Source organism: Xanthomonas sp. A1809 (genome assembly GCF_017746015.1).
Classification (GTDB): domain Bacteria; phylum Pseudomonadota; class Gammaproteobacteria; order Xanthomonadales; family Xanthomonadaceae; genus Xanthomonas; species Xanthomonas euvesicatoria.
On record NZ_JAGHWZ010000005.1, the window covers coordinates 335,438 to 350,614 of the forward strand.

Sequence of the window (15,177 nt, forward strand, 5' to 3'; positions counted from 1 at the left end):
CACCGCGACCCGCTTCGCTTCTGCGTTATTCGGGTCCCGGCATCCCCGCTACCACACGCCGCAGAAATGGCACGGTGATGCGGCGTTTTGCGGCCAACGATTCGCGATCCAGACGATCCAGCAAGGCCACCAGCCCCGCCAGTTCGCGCTCGCTGTGGGTCAGCAGCCAGTCGATCGCCGCTTCGTCCAGCGCCAGGCCGCGACGCTGCGCGCGGTCGCGCAGTACTGCCGCGCGTGCCGCATCGTCGAGCACGGGCAACCCGATCCGAATGCATTGCGACAGCCGCGAACGCAGGTCCGGCAACACCAACGCCAGCCCATCGGGCATCTGTCGCGCGGTGTACAACAGCGTGATGCCGGCCGCGCGCGCGCGATTGTGGAAATCGAACAACGCCACTTCGTCGTCGCGTCGGCCGGCGATGCTTTCCACGCCATCCAGGGCGACCACGCCGCGGCCTTCCAGCGCTTCGAGCGCATCGCGCAAGCGGCCGGCGGCCGCCTGCAGCGGCAGATACGCGGGAGTGCGCCCGGCCTGCTCGGCGGCGGCGCACAGCGACAGCGCCAGATGCGTCTTGCCGGTGCCGGCGGGGCCGGAGAGATACAACCAATCGCTCACATGCCCCGCAGCCAGCGCCTGCAACTGCGCAAGCAGGCCGTCGGGCGCGGCGATGTAACTGTCGAAACGCTGATCGGGTGGCGCGCGCAACGCCAGCGGCAACTGCGGAACACTCACGACCGGTCCGGGTCCTTGCTGGGGTCGATGATCACGCTGCGCTCGGGCGTGGACTGCAGCACGATGCCGGCGCGCTCGCCCGCATACAGATCGCTGCGCGTGTACTGCTCATGCGCATAGCGCAACAGCACGTTGGCCACTGCCGCGACCGGCAATGCCAGCAACATGCCGAGAAAGCCGAACAACTGGCCGCCGGCCATCACCGCGAAGATCACCGCCACCGGGTGCAGGCCGATCTTGTCGCCGACGATACGCGGCGTGAGCACATAGCTTTCCAGCAACTGGCCGACGGTGAACACCACGCCCACGCCGATCAGCAATTTCAGATCCAGCCCTTGCGCCTGCACGATGGCTGCCAGTAGCGCCAGCACGATGCCTGTGGTCGCGCCCAGGTACGGGATGAAGCTGATCAAGCCTGCGATGATGCCGATCAACAGGCCCAGGTTGAGCCCGATGATGGACATACCGGTGGCGTAGATCGCACCCAGCGCCAGCATCACCAGGAACTGGCCACGGATGAAGCCACCGAGCACGTCGTTGGATTCCTGTGCCAGGCGACTCACGGTACCAATGTAGGCGCGCGGGATGACGGCAGCCACGCGTTCGACCAGGCGATCCCAGTCGCGCAGGAAGTAGAACGCCAGGATCGGCAGCAGCGCCAGGTTGATCACCCAGGTCACCATCGCAAAGCCCGAGCGCGACACGTAGCCGAAAAGCGTCTTGGCGGCGCCACCGGCCTGTTCCCAGTGGCTGCGGATCCAGTCGATCAAGCGCTCCGGATCCAGCCAGGCCATCAGCTGCATGCCGGTCTTGGCTTCCAGCCACGGAATGGCGGTGCCGATCGCCCAGTTGCGCATCTGCGGCAGCGCATCGATCAAGGTCATGATCTGGCGCTCGATCATCGGCACCAGGATCATCAGCGCCAGCACGAACAGCAATGTCGCCAGCACGAAGACCAGCATCACCGCGACATTCCGCGAGCGTCCGGCACGTTCGATGCGATCCACCAGCGGGTCGCCCAGCCATGCCAGCAACAGCGCCAGCACGAACGGGGTCAGGATCGGCGCCAGCAGCGAGACCACCCACAACACACCGACAATCACCGCCGCCCACTTGAGGCGACGCAGGAACAGGGCAATTTCGGCTTCGGGAGTCAAAGTCATTTCAGACGGTACTCGGCGTGCTCGTTTTCGAGAATGATCGGGCCTTCGGTCGGTACCGAGACCGAGACCAGCGGGCTGTTGTCGCCGAGCATACGGTTGAGGCCGGAAATACCCGTGAGCAATTCCAGGTCCAATTCCATCCGGTCGCCATTGGCGCTGACCGGGCGGATGCTGCGTACCACCGAGACGCCCTGCAGCGCGGCCGACACGCGCAGGTAGTCGTCGGCGCTGCTGATGCCGGTGATCACCACGCGGTAGACACCGGGCACGCCCGAATCCACCCGCTTGGCGTAGCGCTTGACCAGCGCATCGGCGGCGCCGTCGGCGCCGGCCGCCATGGCGCGGCGTGCATCGCCGTCGCTGCTGGTCCAGCTGGACAGCACATTGCCGTTGTCCACGAAGACCCAATCGGCAGTCCAGCCGGCGGCGTTGCGGTAGAGCTTGCCGATCAACTGCATCGGTGGGCTGTACTTGGCCGAGGCGCGCGACACCGCGGCGGTGTCCTTGCGCCAGATCGCGCCAGCCAGCGCCTGCTCGGCGGCGGCGCCGCTCGGCAGCCCGAGGCGGTAGCCACGTTCGATCGCACGGTCCAGCACGCTGCGCGCGGCATTGGCCTGGGCCACGCCAACCAGGCGTGGGCCGCTGCCGTCGTCGATGGCCAACCACAGCACCGGCTTGGGCCGCGGCAAGGGCCACACCGGCAAGCCCAGCGCGGCGATCAGGCCATCCACATCCGATTGCCGGAAACGTGCCACCAGGGTCGTACGGAAGGTCGGCGCGCCGGTGCGCGAGGTGCCCTGATCCTGGCGGTAGTCGTAGTGTTCGACGTAGTTCGGCGCGTTGCGCAGCGCCTGCGGAACGCCGGGGCGGCTCATCACGGCGCGGTCGCCGGAGACCTTGCCCAGCACGGCGCCGAGCGCACGTGCCAGTGCGCCGGGGCGATCGGATTCGCTCTGGCTATTGACCGGCACTTCGGCGTCGTAGGCACTTTGCGCCTTGGCAACGTCGCCTTCGGTGCGCAGATCTGCTTGCGCAAAGGCCGGAGCAACGGGCATGGCGACCACGAGGGCGAGAAAGAAAGCGAGACTGCGGCGCATCGACGGTTCCATGACATAAGCGTATCCGGGTGAATTGTTGCCCGAATGGGGCGCTAGCGCCAACGTGGCTGCTAAAATCGCCGCCTTTACCGCCGAGCCACCCCCGCCCGTGACCAGCCAGACGCCTTCCAGCCCCTCGCCCATGACCTACCGCGACGCAGGGGTCGACATCGACGCCGGCAATGCATTGGTCGAACGCATCAAGCCGCTGGTCAAGCGCAGCTTCCGACCCGAGGTCATGGGCGGCCTGGGTGGCTTCGGCGCGCTGTTCGACCTGTCCGGCAAGTACAAGGAGCCGGTGCTGGTCTCTGGCACCGACGGCGTGGGCACCAAGCTCAAGCTGGCTCAGCAATTGGGACGGCACGACACCATCGGCATCGACCTGGTCGGCATGTGCGTCAACGACGTGCTGGTGCAGGGCGCCGAGCCGCTGTTCTTCCTGGATTACTTCGCCACCGGCAAGCTGGATGTGGACACCGCCGCGGCGGTGGTGGGCGGCATCGCGCGTGGCTGCGAGCTCTCCGGTTGCGCGCTGATCGGCGGCGAAACTGCCGAAATGCCCGACATGTACCCGCCGGGCGAATACGACCTGGCCGGTTTCACCGTGGGCGCGGTGGAAAAATCGCAGCTACTGGATGGCGCGCAGGTGCGCGACGGCGACGTGCTGATCGGCATCGCCTCCTCCGGCCCGCATTCCAACGGCTATTCGCTGATCCGCAAGATCTACGAGCGCGCCGGTGCGCCGGCCGAACACGTGCTGGACGATGGCACCAAGCTGATCGATGCGCTGATGGCGCCGACCGCGCTATACGTCAAGCCGGTGCTGGCCCTGCTCAAGGCGCATGGCGAGGCGATCCACGCCATGGCGCATATTACCGGCGGCGGGTTGACCGAGAACATCATCCGCGTCGTTCCGGACGGGCTGGGTCTGGACATCGACGCCACCGCCTGGACGCTGCCGCCGGTCTTTGCCTGGCTGCAGCGCGAAGGCGCGGTGGCCGATGCCGAAATGTGGCGCACCTTCAACTGCGGCATCGGCTTCGTGCTGATCGCCTCGCCCGAGCAGGCCGCCACGCTGGAGCAGGCACTGGATGCGCAGTCGCTGGCGCACTGGCGCATCGGCCAGGTGGTGCCGGCGCATGGCGACGAGCGCGTGCGGATCGGCTGAGAGAAGACCTGCATGGACGCGTCCCCGATCGCCAGCCCTTCCACTGCCGCTGCCAGCGCCGAAGATCTGCAGCAGCTCAAGCTGCTGTCGATCTTCCACTACGTGCTGGCCGGCATCACCGGGTTGTTTTCGTTGTTTCCATTGATCCATCTGTTCATGGGCCTTGCCATCGTGACTGGCCATCTGCCCATGGAGAGCACCAGCCCGGACGCGCCGCCAATGGACCCGCGCTGGTTCGGCTGGTTTTTCGTGGTGTTCGCGGCAGCGTTCATCTGCTGCGGCCTGACGCTGGCAGGGTTCATCGCCTATGCCGGCCGTTGCATCGCCCAGCGCAGGCGGCATCTGTTGTGCCTGATCGTGGCCGGCATCTCCTGCTCGTTCATGCCGTTCGGCACCGTCGTCGGTGTGTTTACGCTGGTGCTGCTGCTGCGTCCACAGGTCAAAGCGTTGTTCGGCGTCGCCGCACCCGCCGCCTGAAATCGACGTGAGCACACCCGCGTTGCGCCGTCCCAAGCTAGCGGCATTGCTCATTACGGTCGCGGTCTTTTCGGTGAGCTGGATCTCGCCGCCGTGGCCGGTGGAACAGGCGCTGCACAGTTCGTTGACGGTGCTGGGGCTGCTTGCGCTGGCGTGGGCCGACCGTCGCTGGCCGCTGGGCACGGGTGCATTCGTAGCCATCTGCGTGTTCATCGCCATGCACTGCATTGGCGCACGCTGGCTGTATTCCAACGTGCCCTATGAGCAATGGAGCATGCAGCTGCTGCACTGGTCGCCCAGCGCCACGTTCGGCTGGACACGCAATCATTTCGATCGGCTGATCCATCTGCTGTTCGGGCTGTGCTTCACGCCAGCCATTGCGCAGCTGGCGATGCAGCGCTGGCCACGCCTGACGCTTCGGCAAGCATTCGTGCTGATGGTGATGACCATCATGTGCGTCAGCCTGGTCTACGAATGGTTCGAATGGGGCATCGCGCTGCTGCTGTCGCCGCAGGCGGCCGAAGCCTACAACGGCCAGCAGGGCGACCCGTGGGATGCGCATACAGACATGCTGCTGGCCACCCTTGGCAGCCTGGCTGCCTACCCCGTTGTGAGGACGTTATTCAATGCACGCACCTGACGCCCGCCTGCGCCTGGCCGTGCTGGCCTCCGGCCGCGGCAGCAACCTGCAGGCCATCCTGGATGCGATCGCCACCGGACGCCTGCATGCCGAGGTGGTCGGCGTATTTTCCGATCGCCCGCAGGCGCCGGCCTTGCAGAAAGTCGAGCCGGCGCGTCGCTGGAGCGCCAGCCCGCGCGATTTCGCCGACCGCGCCGCCTTCGATGCCGCGCTGGGCGATGCCATCGCCGCCACGCAGCCGGACTGGGTGATCTGCGCCGGCTATATGCGCATCCTGGGTGAGCCGTTGGTGCGCCGTTTCGCCGGGCGCACGCTCAACATCCACCCCTCGCTGCTACCCAAATACCGCGGCCTGCACACGCACGCGCGCGCGCTGGAAGCCGGCGATGCAGAGCATGGTGCCAGCGTGCATCTGGTGGTGCCGGAGCTGGATGCCGGCGCGGTGATCGCGCAGGCACGCGTGCCGGTCCTGCCCGGCGACAGTGCCGAACAACTGGCCACGCGGGTGCTGGCACGCGAGCACCCGCTGCTCCTGGCCACGCTGGAGCTGCTTGCCAGTGGCCGCGTCGCGGTGCACGGCGACACCGTGCTTGTCGACGGTCAGTGCCTGTTTACGCCACTGCGACTAGAGTCCGCAAACACCGCACTCTCCTGAATGCGGAAGACATCCCCCTCATCCCGTCTCGGACATCCTTGCGGCCTCCGTGCCCGCCACCAGCGCATGAACGTCATCCCGATCGCCGCCGCGCTGTTAACTGTCGCCTTGCTGACCGAGGCCGGCCCCGGCCGTGCGCAGCAGGCGCCCGCCGCGCCTGTGCCAGCGGCGCCCGTTCCGGTCACAACTCCAGGCGCCGCGCCGACACCGCCCGCAGCCCTGCCCGCCAGCACCTGGACCCCGCCGCCACTGGAACCGTTCGTGGCGACCTACCAGGCGTTCTACCGTGGCAAGGAAGCAGGCGATGCCACCATGCAGGTCAGCCACGGCGAGGGTAGCCAGTGGCGCATCGACATGTCGGTGCGTGGCCGCAAGGGCTTCGCGAGCATTCTCGGCTTGAACCTGGAACAGAGCACGGTGTTCCGCGTCGATGGCGATACCTATGTGCCGCTGAGCCAGAGCACGGTGCGCAAGGCGGTGTTCTTCGGCAAGAAGGTCACCGGTGTCTACAACTGGCAGGCCGGCACAGCGCAGTGGAACGGTGATCTGAAGGAAGATCGCCAGCAGCCGATCCCCTTGCAGCACGGCGACCAAAGCGCGTTGTCGCTGAACCTGTCGCTGATGCGCGACGCGCAACCCGGGCGCAACCTCAGCTATCGCTATGTCGACGTAGGCAAGGTGCGCAAATACGACTACCGCGCAGCCGACGCCACCGAGGTGGTGCAGGTGGGCGATCTGAGCTACGACGCGTTGCGCGTGTACCGCGTCAACGGTGGCGACAACGAAACCATCCTCTGGATCGCCAACGGGGTCCCCACCCCGGTGCGCATCCTCCAACGTGACAAAGGTGAGGATCAGGTCGATCTACGCCTGGTCGAATACCAAGGAGCCTGATCGATGAAAACCCTCCCCCGTCCCAGCGCCATCGTTGCCGCCGCCGCATTGGCCTTGGCCAGTCTGCCTGCCTTGGCCATGCAGCCATTCCAGGCCGACTACTCGGCCAACTACATGGGCATGCAAGCCAATGGCACCATGACCCTGGCCGCTGCCGGCGCCAACCAGTGGCGCTATACGCTGACCATCCAGAACCAGCTGGCCAACCTGACCCAGAGCACGGTGTTCGAAGAAGCAAATGGCCAACTGCGCCCGGTCAGCAGCAACGACACCTCATCGATGATGGTCAAGCGCCGTAATGTCACCGCCAACTACGACTGGAAGACCAGTCAGGCGACCTGGGGCGGCGACATCAAGCCGGACCGCCGCGGGCCGGTGAAACTGCAGCCCGGCGACATGGACGCGCTGTTGATCAACCTGGCCATCACGCGCGATCTGGCCGCCGGCAAACCACTGAACTACCGCATGGTGGACGAAGGCCGCATCAAGCCGATGAGCTATAAGGTGGTCGGCAAGGAAACCATCACCGTCAACGGCAAGCAGGAGCAGGCCACCAAGGTCTCGCGCGTGGACGGCGACAAGGAATTGATTGCGTGGGTGGTCAAAGATCTGCCGGTACCGGCGCGCCTGCTGCAGAAGGAAAAAGGCCAGGACGCGCTGGATCTGACCATCAAGTCGCTGCGCTGAGCGTTTGTGCCTGATCGAGCGTGCCCAGGAATGCGCTGCGGTGCGCTGCTGGGAGGCACTATTGAGCGGCAACCCGCCAATAGCCATTCTGAAGCGTGGTGAACCGAGTGCGCGATGCCCTCACCGCTCGCGGGACACGCCGTGAATCCGTCCGTGGAGGCTCGGTGGCGGCATCCATGCCGCCACACGTCCCGCAAACGGCGAGGACACCGCACCAGGCAGTTCGCGGGCTGCTCTGTTGAAAGCGAGAGCAGCAACGGCCGGTTGAAGGCACGGTGAGGACACCTCCTCAAACCTCTTGCGTGCGCCTCGATTGAAGAACCAAGACGCCACGCCAGCGCGCTGAGTGTTGTTTGGTTGAGACTGCGCACCCCGACCATCGTGACTGGTCCTTGCCCGCCTACCGTCGCGGGACCTTATGCGGCATGGATGCCGCATAAGAGCCTACACGGACGTACTTGCGGCGTGTCCCGCGATGGTGGGCAGGCGAGGACCCTGCAGCCAAGCCTCAGCTCAGCCGCTCTTCATGCACCGATCGGAGCCAGGCCGAGCTGCGACCTCTCAGGGCTTGGCCGCGGCCTTGTCATCGCCGCTGGAGAACACCGTGCGGCAGTCCACGCGGATCTGCTCGCCGGTGCTACGCCAGTAGAACAGGTCGCAATGGCGCTTGCCTTCAACGGTCTTCTTCACCGCCACTGCATAGAACGATTGTGCGATCTCTTCGCGGCTGGCAGTGCCGTCGTTGTTCCAGTCCATGTCCTTGAACTCCATGCCCTGGGTGATGGCCATGCCCACGCTCCAGGCATAGGCCAGCCACGCCAGGATCAGCACGATCACGCCGAGCAGGATCTTGCGCCGGGTGGTGAAACGGCCGTGCAGGATCATGCGGTGCGCTGGATGGTCGCGCCCAGCGCCCCCAGCTTCTCCTCGATGTTTTCGTAGCCACGGTCCAGGTGGTAGATGCGATCGATGGTGGTGTCGCCATCGGCGACCAGGCCTGCCAGGATCAAGGATGCCGATGCGCGCAGGTCGGTCGCCATCACTGGCGCGCCGCTCAGGCGTTCGGCACCGCGCACGATGGCGGTGTGGCCTTCGACCTGGATATCCGCGCCCAGGCGCAGCAGCTCGTTGACGTGCATGAAGCGGTTTTCGAAGATGGTTTCGTTGATCACGCCCACCCCGTCGGCCACGCAGTTGAGCGCCATGAATTGCGCCTGCATGTCGGTGGGAAACGCAGGGTACGGCGCGGTGGTCAGGCTGACTGCGCGCGGACGCTTGCCCTGCATGTCCAGCGTGATGCTGTCGGCGGTGGTGGTGATGGTGGCGCCGGCCTCGGTCAGCTTGTCCAGCACTGCATCCAGCGTTTCCGGGCGCGCGCGGCGGACGGTGACGCTGCCGCCGGTCATCGCCGCGGCGACCAGGAAGGTGCCGGTTTCGATGCGGTCCGGCAGCACCGCATGGTGCCCGCCGCCCAGCCGCTCGACGCCCTGCACCACGATGCGCGGCGTGCCGGCGCCTTCAATCTGCGCACCGAGTGCGATCAGACAGTCGGCCAGGTCGGTGACTTCCGGCTCCATCGCCGCGTTTTCCAGCACCGTGGTGCCTTCGGCGAGCACCGCGGCCATCAGCACGTTCTCGGTGCCGGTGACGCTGACCATGTCGAACACATAGCGCGCGCCCTTCAGGCGCCCGTGGCTGGTGGCCTTGATGTAGCCATTTTCCACGCTGATGTCGGCACCCAGTGCCTGCAGGCCCTTGATGTGCTGGTCCACCGGGCGCGAACCGATCGCGCAACCGCCGGGCAGCGACACTTCGGCAGTGCCGTAGCGCGCCAGCAGTGGGCCCAACACCAGGATCGAGGCACGCATGGTCTTGACCAGCTCATACGGCGCAACCTGATGGGTGACCGAGCGCGGGTCGACCAGGATCGAACGGCCCTTGGCCAGCGTGCCTTCGTCGATGGTGACCTCCGCGCCCAGCTCGCTGAGCAGCTTCACCGTGGTGATCACGTCGTGCAGGTGCGGCACATTGCTGATTTCCACCGGCGCGTCGGCCAGCAGGGTCGCGCACAGGATCGGCAGCACTGCATTCTTGGCGCCGGAAATATTGACTTCGCCATGCAGCGCTTGGCCGCCGGTCACTACGATTTTTGCCATGGGAATCTGAGAAATCCGAAAGTAGAAGGGATGTCGGGAATGAAATAAGGCGCGTATCGATCGTGGTGCACGCGGCGCGCGGTGGAACCGGGGGATCGAGCCGCGCCGGATGGGGACCGGGACGCGCTGGACGCAATCATTGCGTGGGCGTGGACGACGCCAGCCGAGGCGATGCAGGTGCATCCTGCTTCCTGACCCCATGCTGCGCACCGCTCCGGCCCAGCCCGCTCGGCGGCTGCGTTCAGCCTTCTTCGGGCGTCAGCGTCTTCAGCTGCAGCGCGTGGATCGCCCCGCCCATCAGCTCGCCCAGGGTCGCATAGACCATGCGGTGCCGCGCCAGTGGTGGCTTGCCGACAAATGCAGGGCTGACCACGGTGGCCTCGAAGTGCACGCCGTCGTCGCCGTGCACGTCGACGCGGGCTTCGGGCAAGCCGGATTCGATGAGTTTACGGATGGTTTCGGCGTCCAAAGGGCGTTTCCTCATAAAATGAGCGCACATTCTACTCTTCACCCGAGTCCTGCATGGCTGTCTCGCCCCTGCCCTCCGCCACCGTCAGCGACGCCAGCCTGGTCGCCAGCGGCCAGCGCGTGCTGCAGATCGAGCGCGAGGCGCTGGCCAGCGTGGGCGCACGCATCGGCAGCGAGTTCGCCGCGGCCTGCCGGCTGGTGCTGGCCTCGCGCGGACGGGTGGTCGCCACCGGAATGGGCAAGTCCGGCCATGTGGCGCGCAAGATCGCCGCCACCCTCGCCTCGACCGGCACGCCGGCATTCTTCGTGCACCCGGGCGAAGCCGGACACGGCGACCTGGGCATGATCACCGAGGCCGACATCGTGCTGGCGCTGTCGTACTCCGGGGAATCGGACGAGGTGCGCATGCTGCTGCCGGTGCTCAAGCGCCAGGGCAACCCGATCATCGCCATGACCGGCCGCACCGGTTCCACCCTGGCCCAGGCCGCCGACGTGCACCTGGACGTCAGCGTGTCGGCCGAAGCCTGCCCGCTGCATCTGGCCCCCACCTCCAGCACCACCGCCTCGTTGGCGATGGGCGATGCGCTGGCAGTCGCGCTGCTGGATGCGCGCGGCTTCACCGCCGACGACTTCGCGCGCTCGCATCCTGCCGGCAGCCTGGGACGGCGCCTGCTGCTGCACATTACCGATGTGATGCACGCCGGCGAGGACCTGCCGCGTGTGCGCGAAGACGCCAGCCTGAGCGAGGCGTTGATGGAAATGAGCCGCAAGCGGCTGGGCATGACTGCCGTGGTGGACGCCGACGACCGTCTGATCGGCCTGTTCACCGACGGCGACCTGCGCCGCGCGCTGGACAGCGACATCGACGTGCGCAGCGCCGGCATCGCGCAGGTGATGACGCGCAACCCGCGCACCATCGGCGCCGACCAGCTGGCCGCCGAGGCCGCGCGGCTGATGGAGGACTACAAGATCAACGGCCTGATCGTGGTCGATGCGCAGCACCGCGCGGTGGGCGCATTGAACATTCACGACCTGTTGCGCGCCAAGGTGGTTTAACAGGTTCAGTTTTCAACCGCCGGACCCCGTTCTCACCGATTCGTGCCGATGCCCTATTCCCCTTTGCAGCACCTTCCCGCCGAGCTGATCGAGCGCGCCGCGCGCGTCCGCCTGGCCTGTTTCGACGTCGACGGCACCCTGACCGACGGTCGCCTGTACTACGACCATGCCGGCAACGAGAGCAAAGCCTTCAACGTGCTCGACGGCCAGGGTCTGAAGCAGCTCGACCACGCCGGCATCCAGGTCGCGCTGATCACCGCGCGCGCCAGCCTGTCGGCGGAAAAGCGCGGCCAGGATCTGGGCCTGCATGTGCAGATTGGGGTGAAGAACAAGCGCCTGGCAGTGCTGGCGCTGTGCCAGGAGCACGGCCTGTCGCTGGACCAGGTGCTGTTCATGGGCGATGACCTGCCCGACCTGCCCGCCCTGCTCGCGGTCGGCCTGCCGGTGGCGCCGGCCAACGCGCATCCATGGATTGCCGAGCGCGTGCAGTGGCAGACCCGCGCCCGTGGCGGCGAAGGCGCCGCGCGCGAAGTCTGCGATGTGGTGCTGGCCGCACAAGGCCAGGTCGAACGCATCATCGAAGGGTTTTCGGCATGAATTGGAACTGGCGCACCACCCTGGGCGTGGTGCTGTTCGTCGCAGCCGTGATTTCCGGCTGGTCGGCCTGGAAACAGCGCGCGCGCCCAGCCGCCGCGGCCGTGCAGGAGTCCGGCGCCGACTACATCCTGCGCGACTTCGAGCTGATTGCCCTGGACAAGCAGAGCGGCAAGGAGTCGATGACGCTGCGCGCGCCGGAGATGCATCGCAACCGGGCCGACCAGACCGCTGACATCACCACACCGGTGTTCCTGATGCCCGACAACGCCAATCTGCCGTGGACCCTGCGCGCCAAGACCGGCTGGGTCAATCCGGACGGCACCCAGCTGCGCCTGCGCGGCGATGTCGAGGGCGACAGCCCGACTGGCGGCGCCACGCCGCCCACCACGTTCCGCACCCAAAGCCTGGACGTGTTCCCGCAACAGAATATCGCCAAGACCGACGCGCCAGTGACCATGACCCGCCCGGGTATCATGCAGAGCGGCGTCGGCTTCGAAGCCGACCTCAAATCACGCCAGTACAAGCTCCTCTCTCAGGTCAAGACCCGCTATGAACCGAATGCTGCCCGCTAAACTGGCGTTTGCCGCACTGCTGCTGCCTGCGTTGGCAATGGCCAAGACCAGCGATCGCAACCAGCCGATGGCGATCGACTCCAATGCCAACGATTGCAACATGCTCGACGACAGCGGCAAGTGCCGTTTCAGCGGCAATGTGGTGATCACGCAGGGTACGCTGGAAATCCACGCCGACACCGCCGATATCTTCCAGAAGAACGGCCAGACCGATCGCGTGGTGCTCAACGGCAAGCAGGCCACGCTCAAGCAGGAGATGGACGACGGCGCCATGATGCACGGCCAGGCCGACAACATCGAATACAAGGTCGCCGATGAGATCATCATCCTGACCGGCAATTACAAGGTGGATTCGCCCAAGGGCACCAACGCCGGCCAGCGCATGGTCTACAACACCAAGACCGGCAACATGCAGAGCGGCGGCGATGGCAGCCGCGTGCGCACCATCATCCAGCCGAAGACCCCGGCGCCTGCCGCGGCAACGCCCGCTCCGACACCGGCCGCCAAGCCCGCTGCCAAGCCGCAGGGGAAGAAGTAATGCTGGTCGCCACCGGTCTGCGCAAGAAGTACAAGCAACGCGAAGTGGTCAAGGAGTTCGGCCTCACGCTGGAGGCCGGCGAGGTGGTGGGCCTGCTCGGCCCCAACGGCGCCGGCAAGACCACCTGCTTCTACATGATCGTGGGCCTGGTCGAAGCCGATGCCGGCCGTATCGAATTGGATGGCCGCGACCTCACTGCCGAGCCGATGTACGCACGCGCCAAGCTGGGCGTCGGCTACCTGCCGCAGGAGCCCTCGATCTTCCGCAAGCTCACCGTGGCCGACAACATCCGCCTGGTGCTGGAGCTGCGCGAGGAACTGGACAACGCCGGCCGTGAGAAGGAACTGGTCTCGCTGCTGGAAGAACTGCAGATCACCCATGTGGCCGATCAGCTCGGCGCCAGCCTCTCCGGCGGCGAGCGGCGCCGTTGCGAGATCGCACGCGCGCTGGCGGCCAAGCCGCGCATGATGCTGCTGGACGAACCCTTCGCCGGCGTGGACCCGATTTCGGTCGGCGAGATCCAGCGCATCATCATCCACCTCAAGGAGCGCGGCATCGGTGTGCTGATCACCGACCACAACGTGCGCGAAACCTTGGGAATCTGCGACCGCGCGTATATCCTCGCCGAGGGAGGCGTGCTGGCGCAGGGGGCACCAGACACGTTGCTAGCCAATCCCGACGTCCGTCGCGTGTATCTGGGGGAAACTTTCCGCCTTTGAGCGCGTCGCCGCGCCAACGCTTTTTCCAGTCAGTGCCCGCATGAAAGCCCGGCTCCAGACATCGCTAGGACAGCAGTTGGTCATGACGCCGCAATTGCGTCAGGCGATCAAGCTATTGCAGATGTCCACCACCGAGCTGGAAGTGGAAATCGCCGAGGCAGTGGAAACCAATCCGCTGCTGGAATGGGCCGACGAAGCTGCGCATGCGGCCAACGACATCGCGGTGGACTCCTCGCCGTCCGCGTCCACCGAACAGCCCCAGCGCGAAGAAGTCGCGCCTGCCGAGCGCGACGAGGATTGGTCCCAGGACGAACTGCAGTGGACCGGCTCGGGCAGCGGCGGCAGCTTCGACGACGACGAGTCCGGCGACGCGGCAGAGCGCGTGGCCGAATCCGAAACACTGGCCGACCACCTCTTGTGGCAGCTGCATCTATCACCGCTGTCGCCGCGCGACCGCCAGATCGGCGCGATGCTGATCGACGCGCTCGACGAAGACGGCTACCTGCGCGAACCGCTGTCGGCCATTCTCGAGACCCTGTCGCTGGGCGCCGCGGTCGACGAGGCCGACGTGCTCACCGTCCTGCATCAGATCCAGCGCTTCGACCCGGTGGGCGTGGGCGCGCGCACGCTGGGCGAATGCCTGGCGCTGCAGCTGGGGGTGCTCGATGCGGACACCCCCGGCCGCGAGCTGGCGCTGCAGATCGTTGCCGGCCCGCTGGAACGGCTGCCGCGCAGCGGTGTGGCCGGGCTGGCGCACGAGCTCAAGCGTTCCACTGCCGACGTGGAACAGGCGGTGCAGCTGGTGCGTTCGCTGGACCCGCGCCCGGGCAAACAGATCGGCGACCTGTCGCAGGACACCTATGTCGTGCCGGACTGCGTGATCTGGCGCCAGCGCGGGGTCTGGCGGGCCGCACTGGCCGGCCGCGCGCAGCCCAAGGTCACCATCCACCGCGGCTACGAAAACCTGATCCGCAGCTGCGGCGAATCCGATGCCGGCTATCTGCGCGGCCAGTTGCAGGAGGCGCGCTGGCTGCTCAAGAGCCTGGAGGCGCGCGGCGAGACCCTGTTGCGGGTGGTGCGCTGCCTGCTGGAACACCAGGCCGGGTTCCTGGAGTTCGGTGCGCAGGCCTTGCGCCCGTTGACGCTGCGCGAGATCGCAGGCGAGCTCGGCCTGCACGAATCCACCATTTCCCGTGCGATCGCCCGCAAGTACGTGCGCACCCCGCGCGGCACCATCGCGCTGCGCGCGTTCTTCGCCTCCGGCATCGACACCGACAGCGGCGGCGAGGCCTCCAGCACCGCCATCCAGGCCATGATCCGGCGCCTGATCGATGCGGAAAACCCTCGCAAACCGCTCTCCGACGCCAAGCTGGCCGATCTGCTGAAAACATCCGGCGTACCAGTGGCGCGGCGCACCGTTGCGAAGTATAGTGAGGCCATGAACATTTCCGCCTCCCACGAACGCGTGCGCATCGCCTGACGTTGCAACCACCGCAACGCCGGCATGCGCCGGGCTTGTCGGATCACCGGAACGGTTCATTGGCCCACCGACCAATG

18 protein-coding genes are annotated in these 15,177 nt (G+C 66.5%); 12 read left to right on the forward strand and 6 right to left on the reverse strand.

Annotated features, from left to right (window positions below):
- Window positions 1-25: 25 nt before the first annotated feature.
- From hda to J7396_RS07875, 3 genes are read right to left on the reverse strand one after another with little or no spacing between them, the layout of a single operon-like run.
- Window positions 26-733, reverse strand: coding sequence for a DnaA regulatory inactivator Hda (gene hda / locus J7396_RS07865; RefSeq protein WP_029819910.1), 708 nt, complete (start codon window positions 731-733; stop codon window positions 26-28).
- On the reverse strand, window positions 730-1,896 hold the full coding sequence (locus J7396_RS07870; RefSeq protein WP_005913351.1) for an AI-2E family transporter: 1,167 nt from the start codon (window positions 1,894-1,896) through the stop codon (window positions 730-732). Before J7396_RS07870 ends, hda begins: the two co-directional genes overlap by 4 nt.
- Window positions 1,893-3,005: a DUF2066 domain-containing protein gene (locus tag J7396_RS07875; RefSeq protein ID WP_029819911.1), complete on the reverse strand. Its 1,113-nt coding sequence runs from the start codon at window positions 3,003-3,005 to the stop codon at window positions 1,893-1,895. Before J7396_RS07875 ends, J7396_RS07870 begins: the two co-directional genes overlap by 4 nt.
- A 22-nt stretch (window positions 3,006-3,027) precedes the next feature.
- Between J7396_RS07875 and purM the strand changes: the two genes are divergently transcribed.
- From purM to J7396_RS07905, 6 genes are all read left to right on the forward strand, one after another.
- The gene (gene purM, locus J7396_RS07880) at window positions 3,028-4,161 is read left to right on the forward strand and encodes a phosphoribosylformylglycinamidine cyclo-ligase (protein ID WP_029819912.1); all 1,134 of its coding nucleotides are present in this window, start codon (window positions 3,028-3,030) and stop codon (window positions 4,159-4,161) included.
- A 12-nt stretch (window positions 4,162-4,173) separates the two neighbouring features.
- The gene (locus J7396_RS07885; protein ID WP_209261265.1) at window positions 4,174-4,638 is read left to right on the forward strand and encodes a hypothetical protein; all 465 of its coding nucleotides are present in this window, start codon (window positions 4,174-4,176) and stop codon (window positions 4,636-4,638) included.
- A 22-nt stretch (window positions 4,639-4,660) separates the two neighbouring features.
- Complete coding sequence (locus J7396_RS07890) at window positions 4,661-5,278, forward strand: DUF2238 domain-containing protein (RefSeq protein ID WP_209261410.1); 618 nt, start codon at window positions 4,661-4,663, stop codon at window positions 5,276-5,278.
- A complete protein-coding gene (gene purN / locus J7396_RS07895; protein WP_209261266.1) occupies window positions 5,265-5,933 on the forward strand; it encodes a phosphoribosylglycinamide formyltransferase in 669 nt (222 codons plus the stop codon). Before J7396_RS07890 ends, purN begins: the two co-directional genes overlap by 14 nt.
- Window positions 5,934-5,999: 66 nt before the next feature.
- Window positions 6,000-6,827 carry a DUF3108 domain-containing protein gene (locus J7396_RS07900; RefSeq protein ID WP_008572646.1) on the forward strand — a complete coding sequence of 276 codons (828 nt, stop codon included), beginning with the start codon at window positions 6,000-6,002 and terminating at the stop codon, window positions 6,825-6,827.
- Window positions 6,828-6,830: 3 nt separating this feature from the next.
- Window positions 6,831-7,514 (forward strand): DUF3108 domain-containing protein, encoded by a 684-nt coding sequence (locus J7396_RS07905; RefSeq protein WP_008572650.1) that lies wholly within the window; start codon window positions 6,831-6,833, stop codon window positions 7,512-7,514.
- Between the two features lie 561 nt (window positions 7,515-8,075).
- Here J7396_RS07905 and J7396_RS07910 read toward each other — a convergent pair.
- The 3 genes from J7396_RS07910 to J7396_RS07920 all read right to left on the reverse strand — a co-directional run bounded on the left by J7396_RS07910 (window position 8,076) and on the right by J7396_RS07920 (window position 10,139).
- Window positions 8,076-8,399: a hypothetical protein gene (locus J7396_RS07910; protein ID WP_008572651.1), complete on the reverse strand. Its 324-nt coding sequence runs from the start codon at window positions 8,397-8,399 to the stop codon at window positions 8,076-8,078.
- Entirely contained in the window at window positions 8,396-9,670 is a 1,275-nt protein-coding gene (murA, locus tag J7396_RS07915) for a UDP-N-acetylglucosamine 1-carboxyvinyltransferase (RefSeq protein ID WP_029819917.1), read from the reverse strand. The genes J7396_RS07910 and murA overlap by 4 nt, the downstream gene beginning before the upstream one ends.
- A 241-nt stretch (window positions 9,671-9,911) precedes the next feature.
- Complete coding sequence (locus J7396_RS07920) at window positions 9,912-10,139, reverse strand: BolA/IbaG family iron-sulfur metabolism protein (RefSeq protein WP_014090695.1); 228 nt, start codon at window positions 10,137-10,139, stop codon at window positions 9,912-9,914.
- A gap of 53 nt (window positions 10,140-10,192) precedes the next feature.
- Here J7396_RS07920 and J7396_RS07925 point away from each other — a divergent pair, with 53 nt between their 5' ends.
- The 6 genes from J7396_RS07925 to J7396_RS07950 are packed head-to-tail and all read left to right on the forward strand — an operon-like array spanning window position 10,193 to window position 15,100.
- Window positions 10,193-11,194, forward strand: a complete 1,002-nt coding sequence (locus J7396_RS07925) for a KpsF/GutQ family sugar-phosphate isomerase (protein WP_008572656.1) — start codon at window positions 10,193-10,195, stop codon at window positions 11,192-11,194.
- A gap of 48 nt (window positions 11,195-11,242) precedes the next feature.
- Window positions 11,243-11,791 (forward strand): HAD family hydrolase, encoded by a 549-nt coding sequence (locus J7396_RS07930; protein ID WP_008572659.1) that lies wholly within the window; start codon window positions 11,243-11,245, stop codon window positions 11,789-11,791.
- Complete coding sequence (gene lptC, locus J7396_RS07935) at window positions 11,788-12,363, forward strand: LPS export ABC transporter periplasmic protein LptC (RefSeq protein ID WP_008572662.1); 576 nt, start codon at window positions 11,788-11,790, stop codon at window positions 12,361-12,363. Before J7396_RS07930 ends, lptC begins: the two co-directional genes overlap by 4 nt.
- Complete coding sequence (lptA, locus tag J7396_RS07940; RefSeq protein ID WP_083348053.1) at window positions 12,341-12,901, forward strand: lipopolysaccharide transport periplasmic protein LptA; 561 nt, start codon at window positions 12,341-12,343, stop codon at window positions 12,899-12,901. The genes lptC and lptA overlap by 23 nt, the downstream gene beginning before the upstream one ends.
- Window positions 12,901-13,620, forward strand: a complete 720-nt coding sequence (lptB, locus tag J7396_RS07945) for an LPS export ABC transporter ATP-binding protein (protein WP_008572666.1) — start codon at window positions 12,901-12,903, stop codon at window positions 13,618-13,620. The genes lptA and lptB overlap by 1 nt, the downstream gene beginning before the upstream one ends.
- A 40-nt stretch (window positions 13,621-13,660) precedes the next feature.
- Window positions 13,661-15,100 (forward strand): RNA polymerase factor sigma-54, encoded by a 1,440-nt coding sequence (locus J7396_RS07950; RefSeq protein WP_209261267.1) that lies wholly within the window; start codon window positions 13,661-13,663, stop codon window positions 15,098-15,100.
- The last annotated feature ends 77 nt before the right edge of the window (window positions 15,101-15,177 follow it).

Excerpts from the sequence above, each read along its gene's own strand:
- J7396_RS07870 (WP_005913351.1), bottom strand. The coding sequence starts at position 1,896 with ATGACTTTGACTCCCGAAGCCGAAATTGCCCTGTTCCTGCGTCGCCTC.
- J7396_RS07875 (WP_029819911.1), bottom strand. The coding sequence starts at position 3,005 with ATGGAACCGTCGATGCGCCGCAGTCTCGCTTTCTTTCTCGCCCTCGTG.
- J7396_RS07885 (WP_209261265.1), top strand. The coding sequence starts at position 4,174 with ATGGACGCGTCCCCGATCGCCAGCCCTTCCACTGCCGCTGCCAGCGCC.
- purN (WP_209261266.1), top strand. The coding sequence starts at position 5,265 with ATGCACGCACCTGACGCCCGCCTGCGCCTGGCCGTGCTGGCCTCCGGC.
- J7396_RS07900 (WP_008572646.1), top strand. The coding sequence starts at position 6,000 with ATGAACGTCATCCCGATCGCCGCCGCGCTGTTAACTGTCGCCTTGCTG.
- J7396_RS07905 (WP_008572650.1), top strand. The coding sequence starts at position 6,831 with ATGAAAACCCTCCCCCGTCCCAGCGCCATCGTTGCCGCCGCCGCATTG.
- J7396_RS07910 (WP_008572651.1), bottom strand. The coding sequence starts at position 8,399 with ATGATCCTGCACGGCCGTTTCACCACCCGGCGCAAGATCCTGCTCGGC.
- murA (WP_029819917.1), bottom strand. The coding sequence starts at position 9,670 with ATGGCAAAAATCGTAGTGACCGGCGGCCAAGCGCTGCATGGCGAAGTC.
- J7396_RS07925 (WP_008572656.1), top strand. The coding sequence starts at position 10,193 with ATGGCTGTCTCGCCCCTGCCCTCCGCCACCGTCAGCGACGCCAGCCTG.
- J7396_RS07930 (WP_008572659.1), top strand. The coding sequence starts at position 11,243 with ATGCCCTATTCCCCTTTGCAGCACCTTCCCGCCGAGCTGATCGAGCGC.
- lptC (WP_008572662.1), top strand. The coding sequence starts at position 11,788 with ATGAATTGGAACTGGCGCACCACCCTGGGCGTGGTGCTGTTCGTCGCA.
- lptA (WP_083348053.1), top strand. The coding sequence starts at position 12,341 with ATGAACCGAATGCTGCCCGCTAAACTGGCGTTTGCCGCACTGCTGCTG.
- lptB (WP_008572666.1), top strand. The coding sequence starts at position 12,901 with ATGCTGGTCGCCACCGGTCTGCGCAAGAAGTACAAGCAACGCGAAGTG.
- J7396_RS07950 (WP_209261267.1), top strand. The coding sequence starts at position 13,661 with ATGAAAGCCCGGCTCCAGACATCGCTAGGACAGCAGTTGGTCATGACG.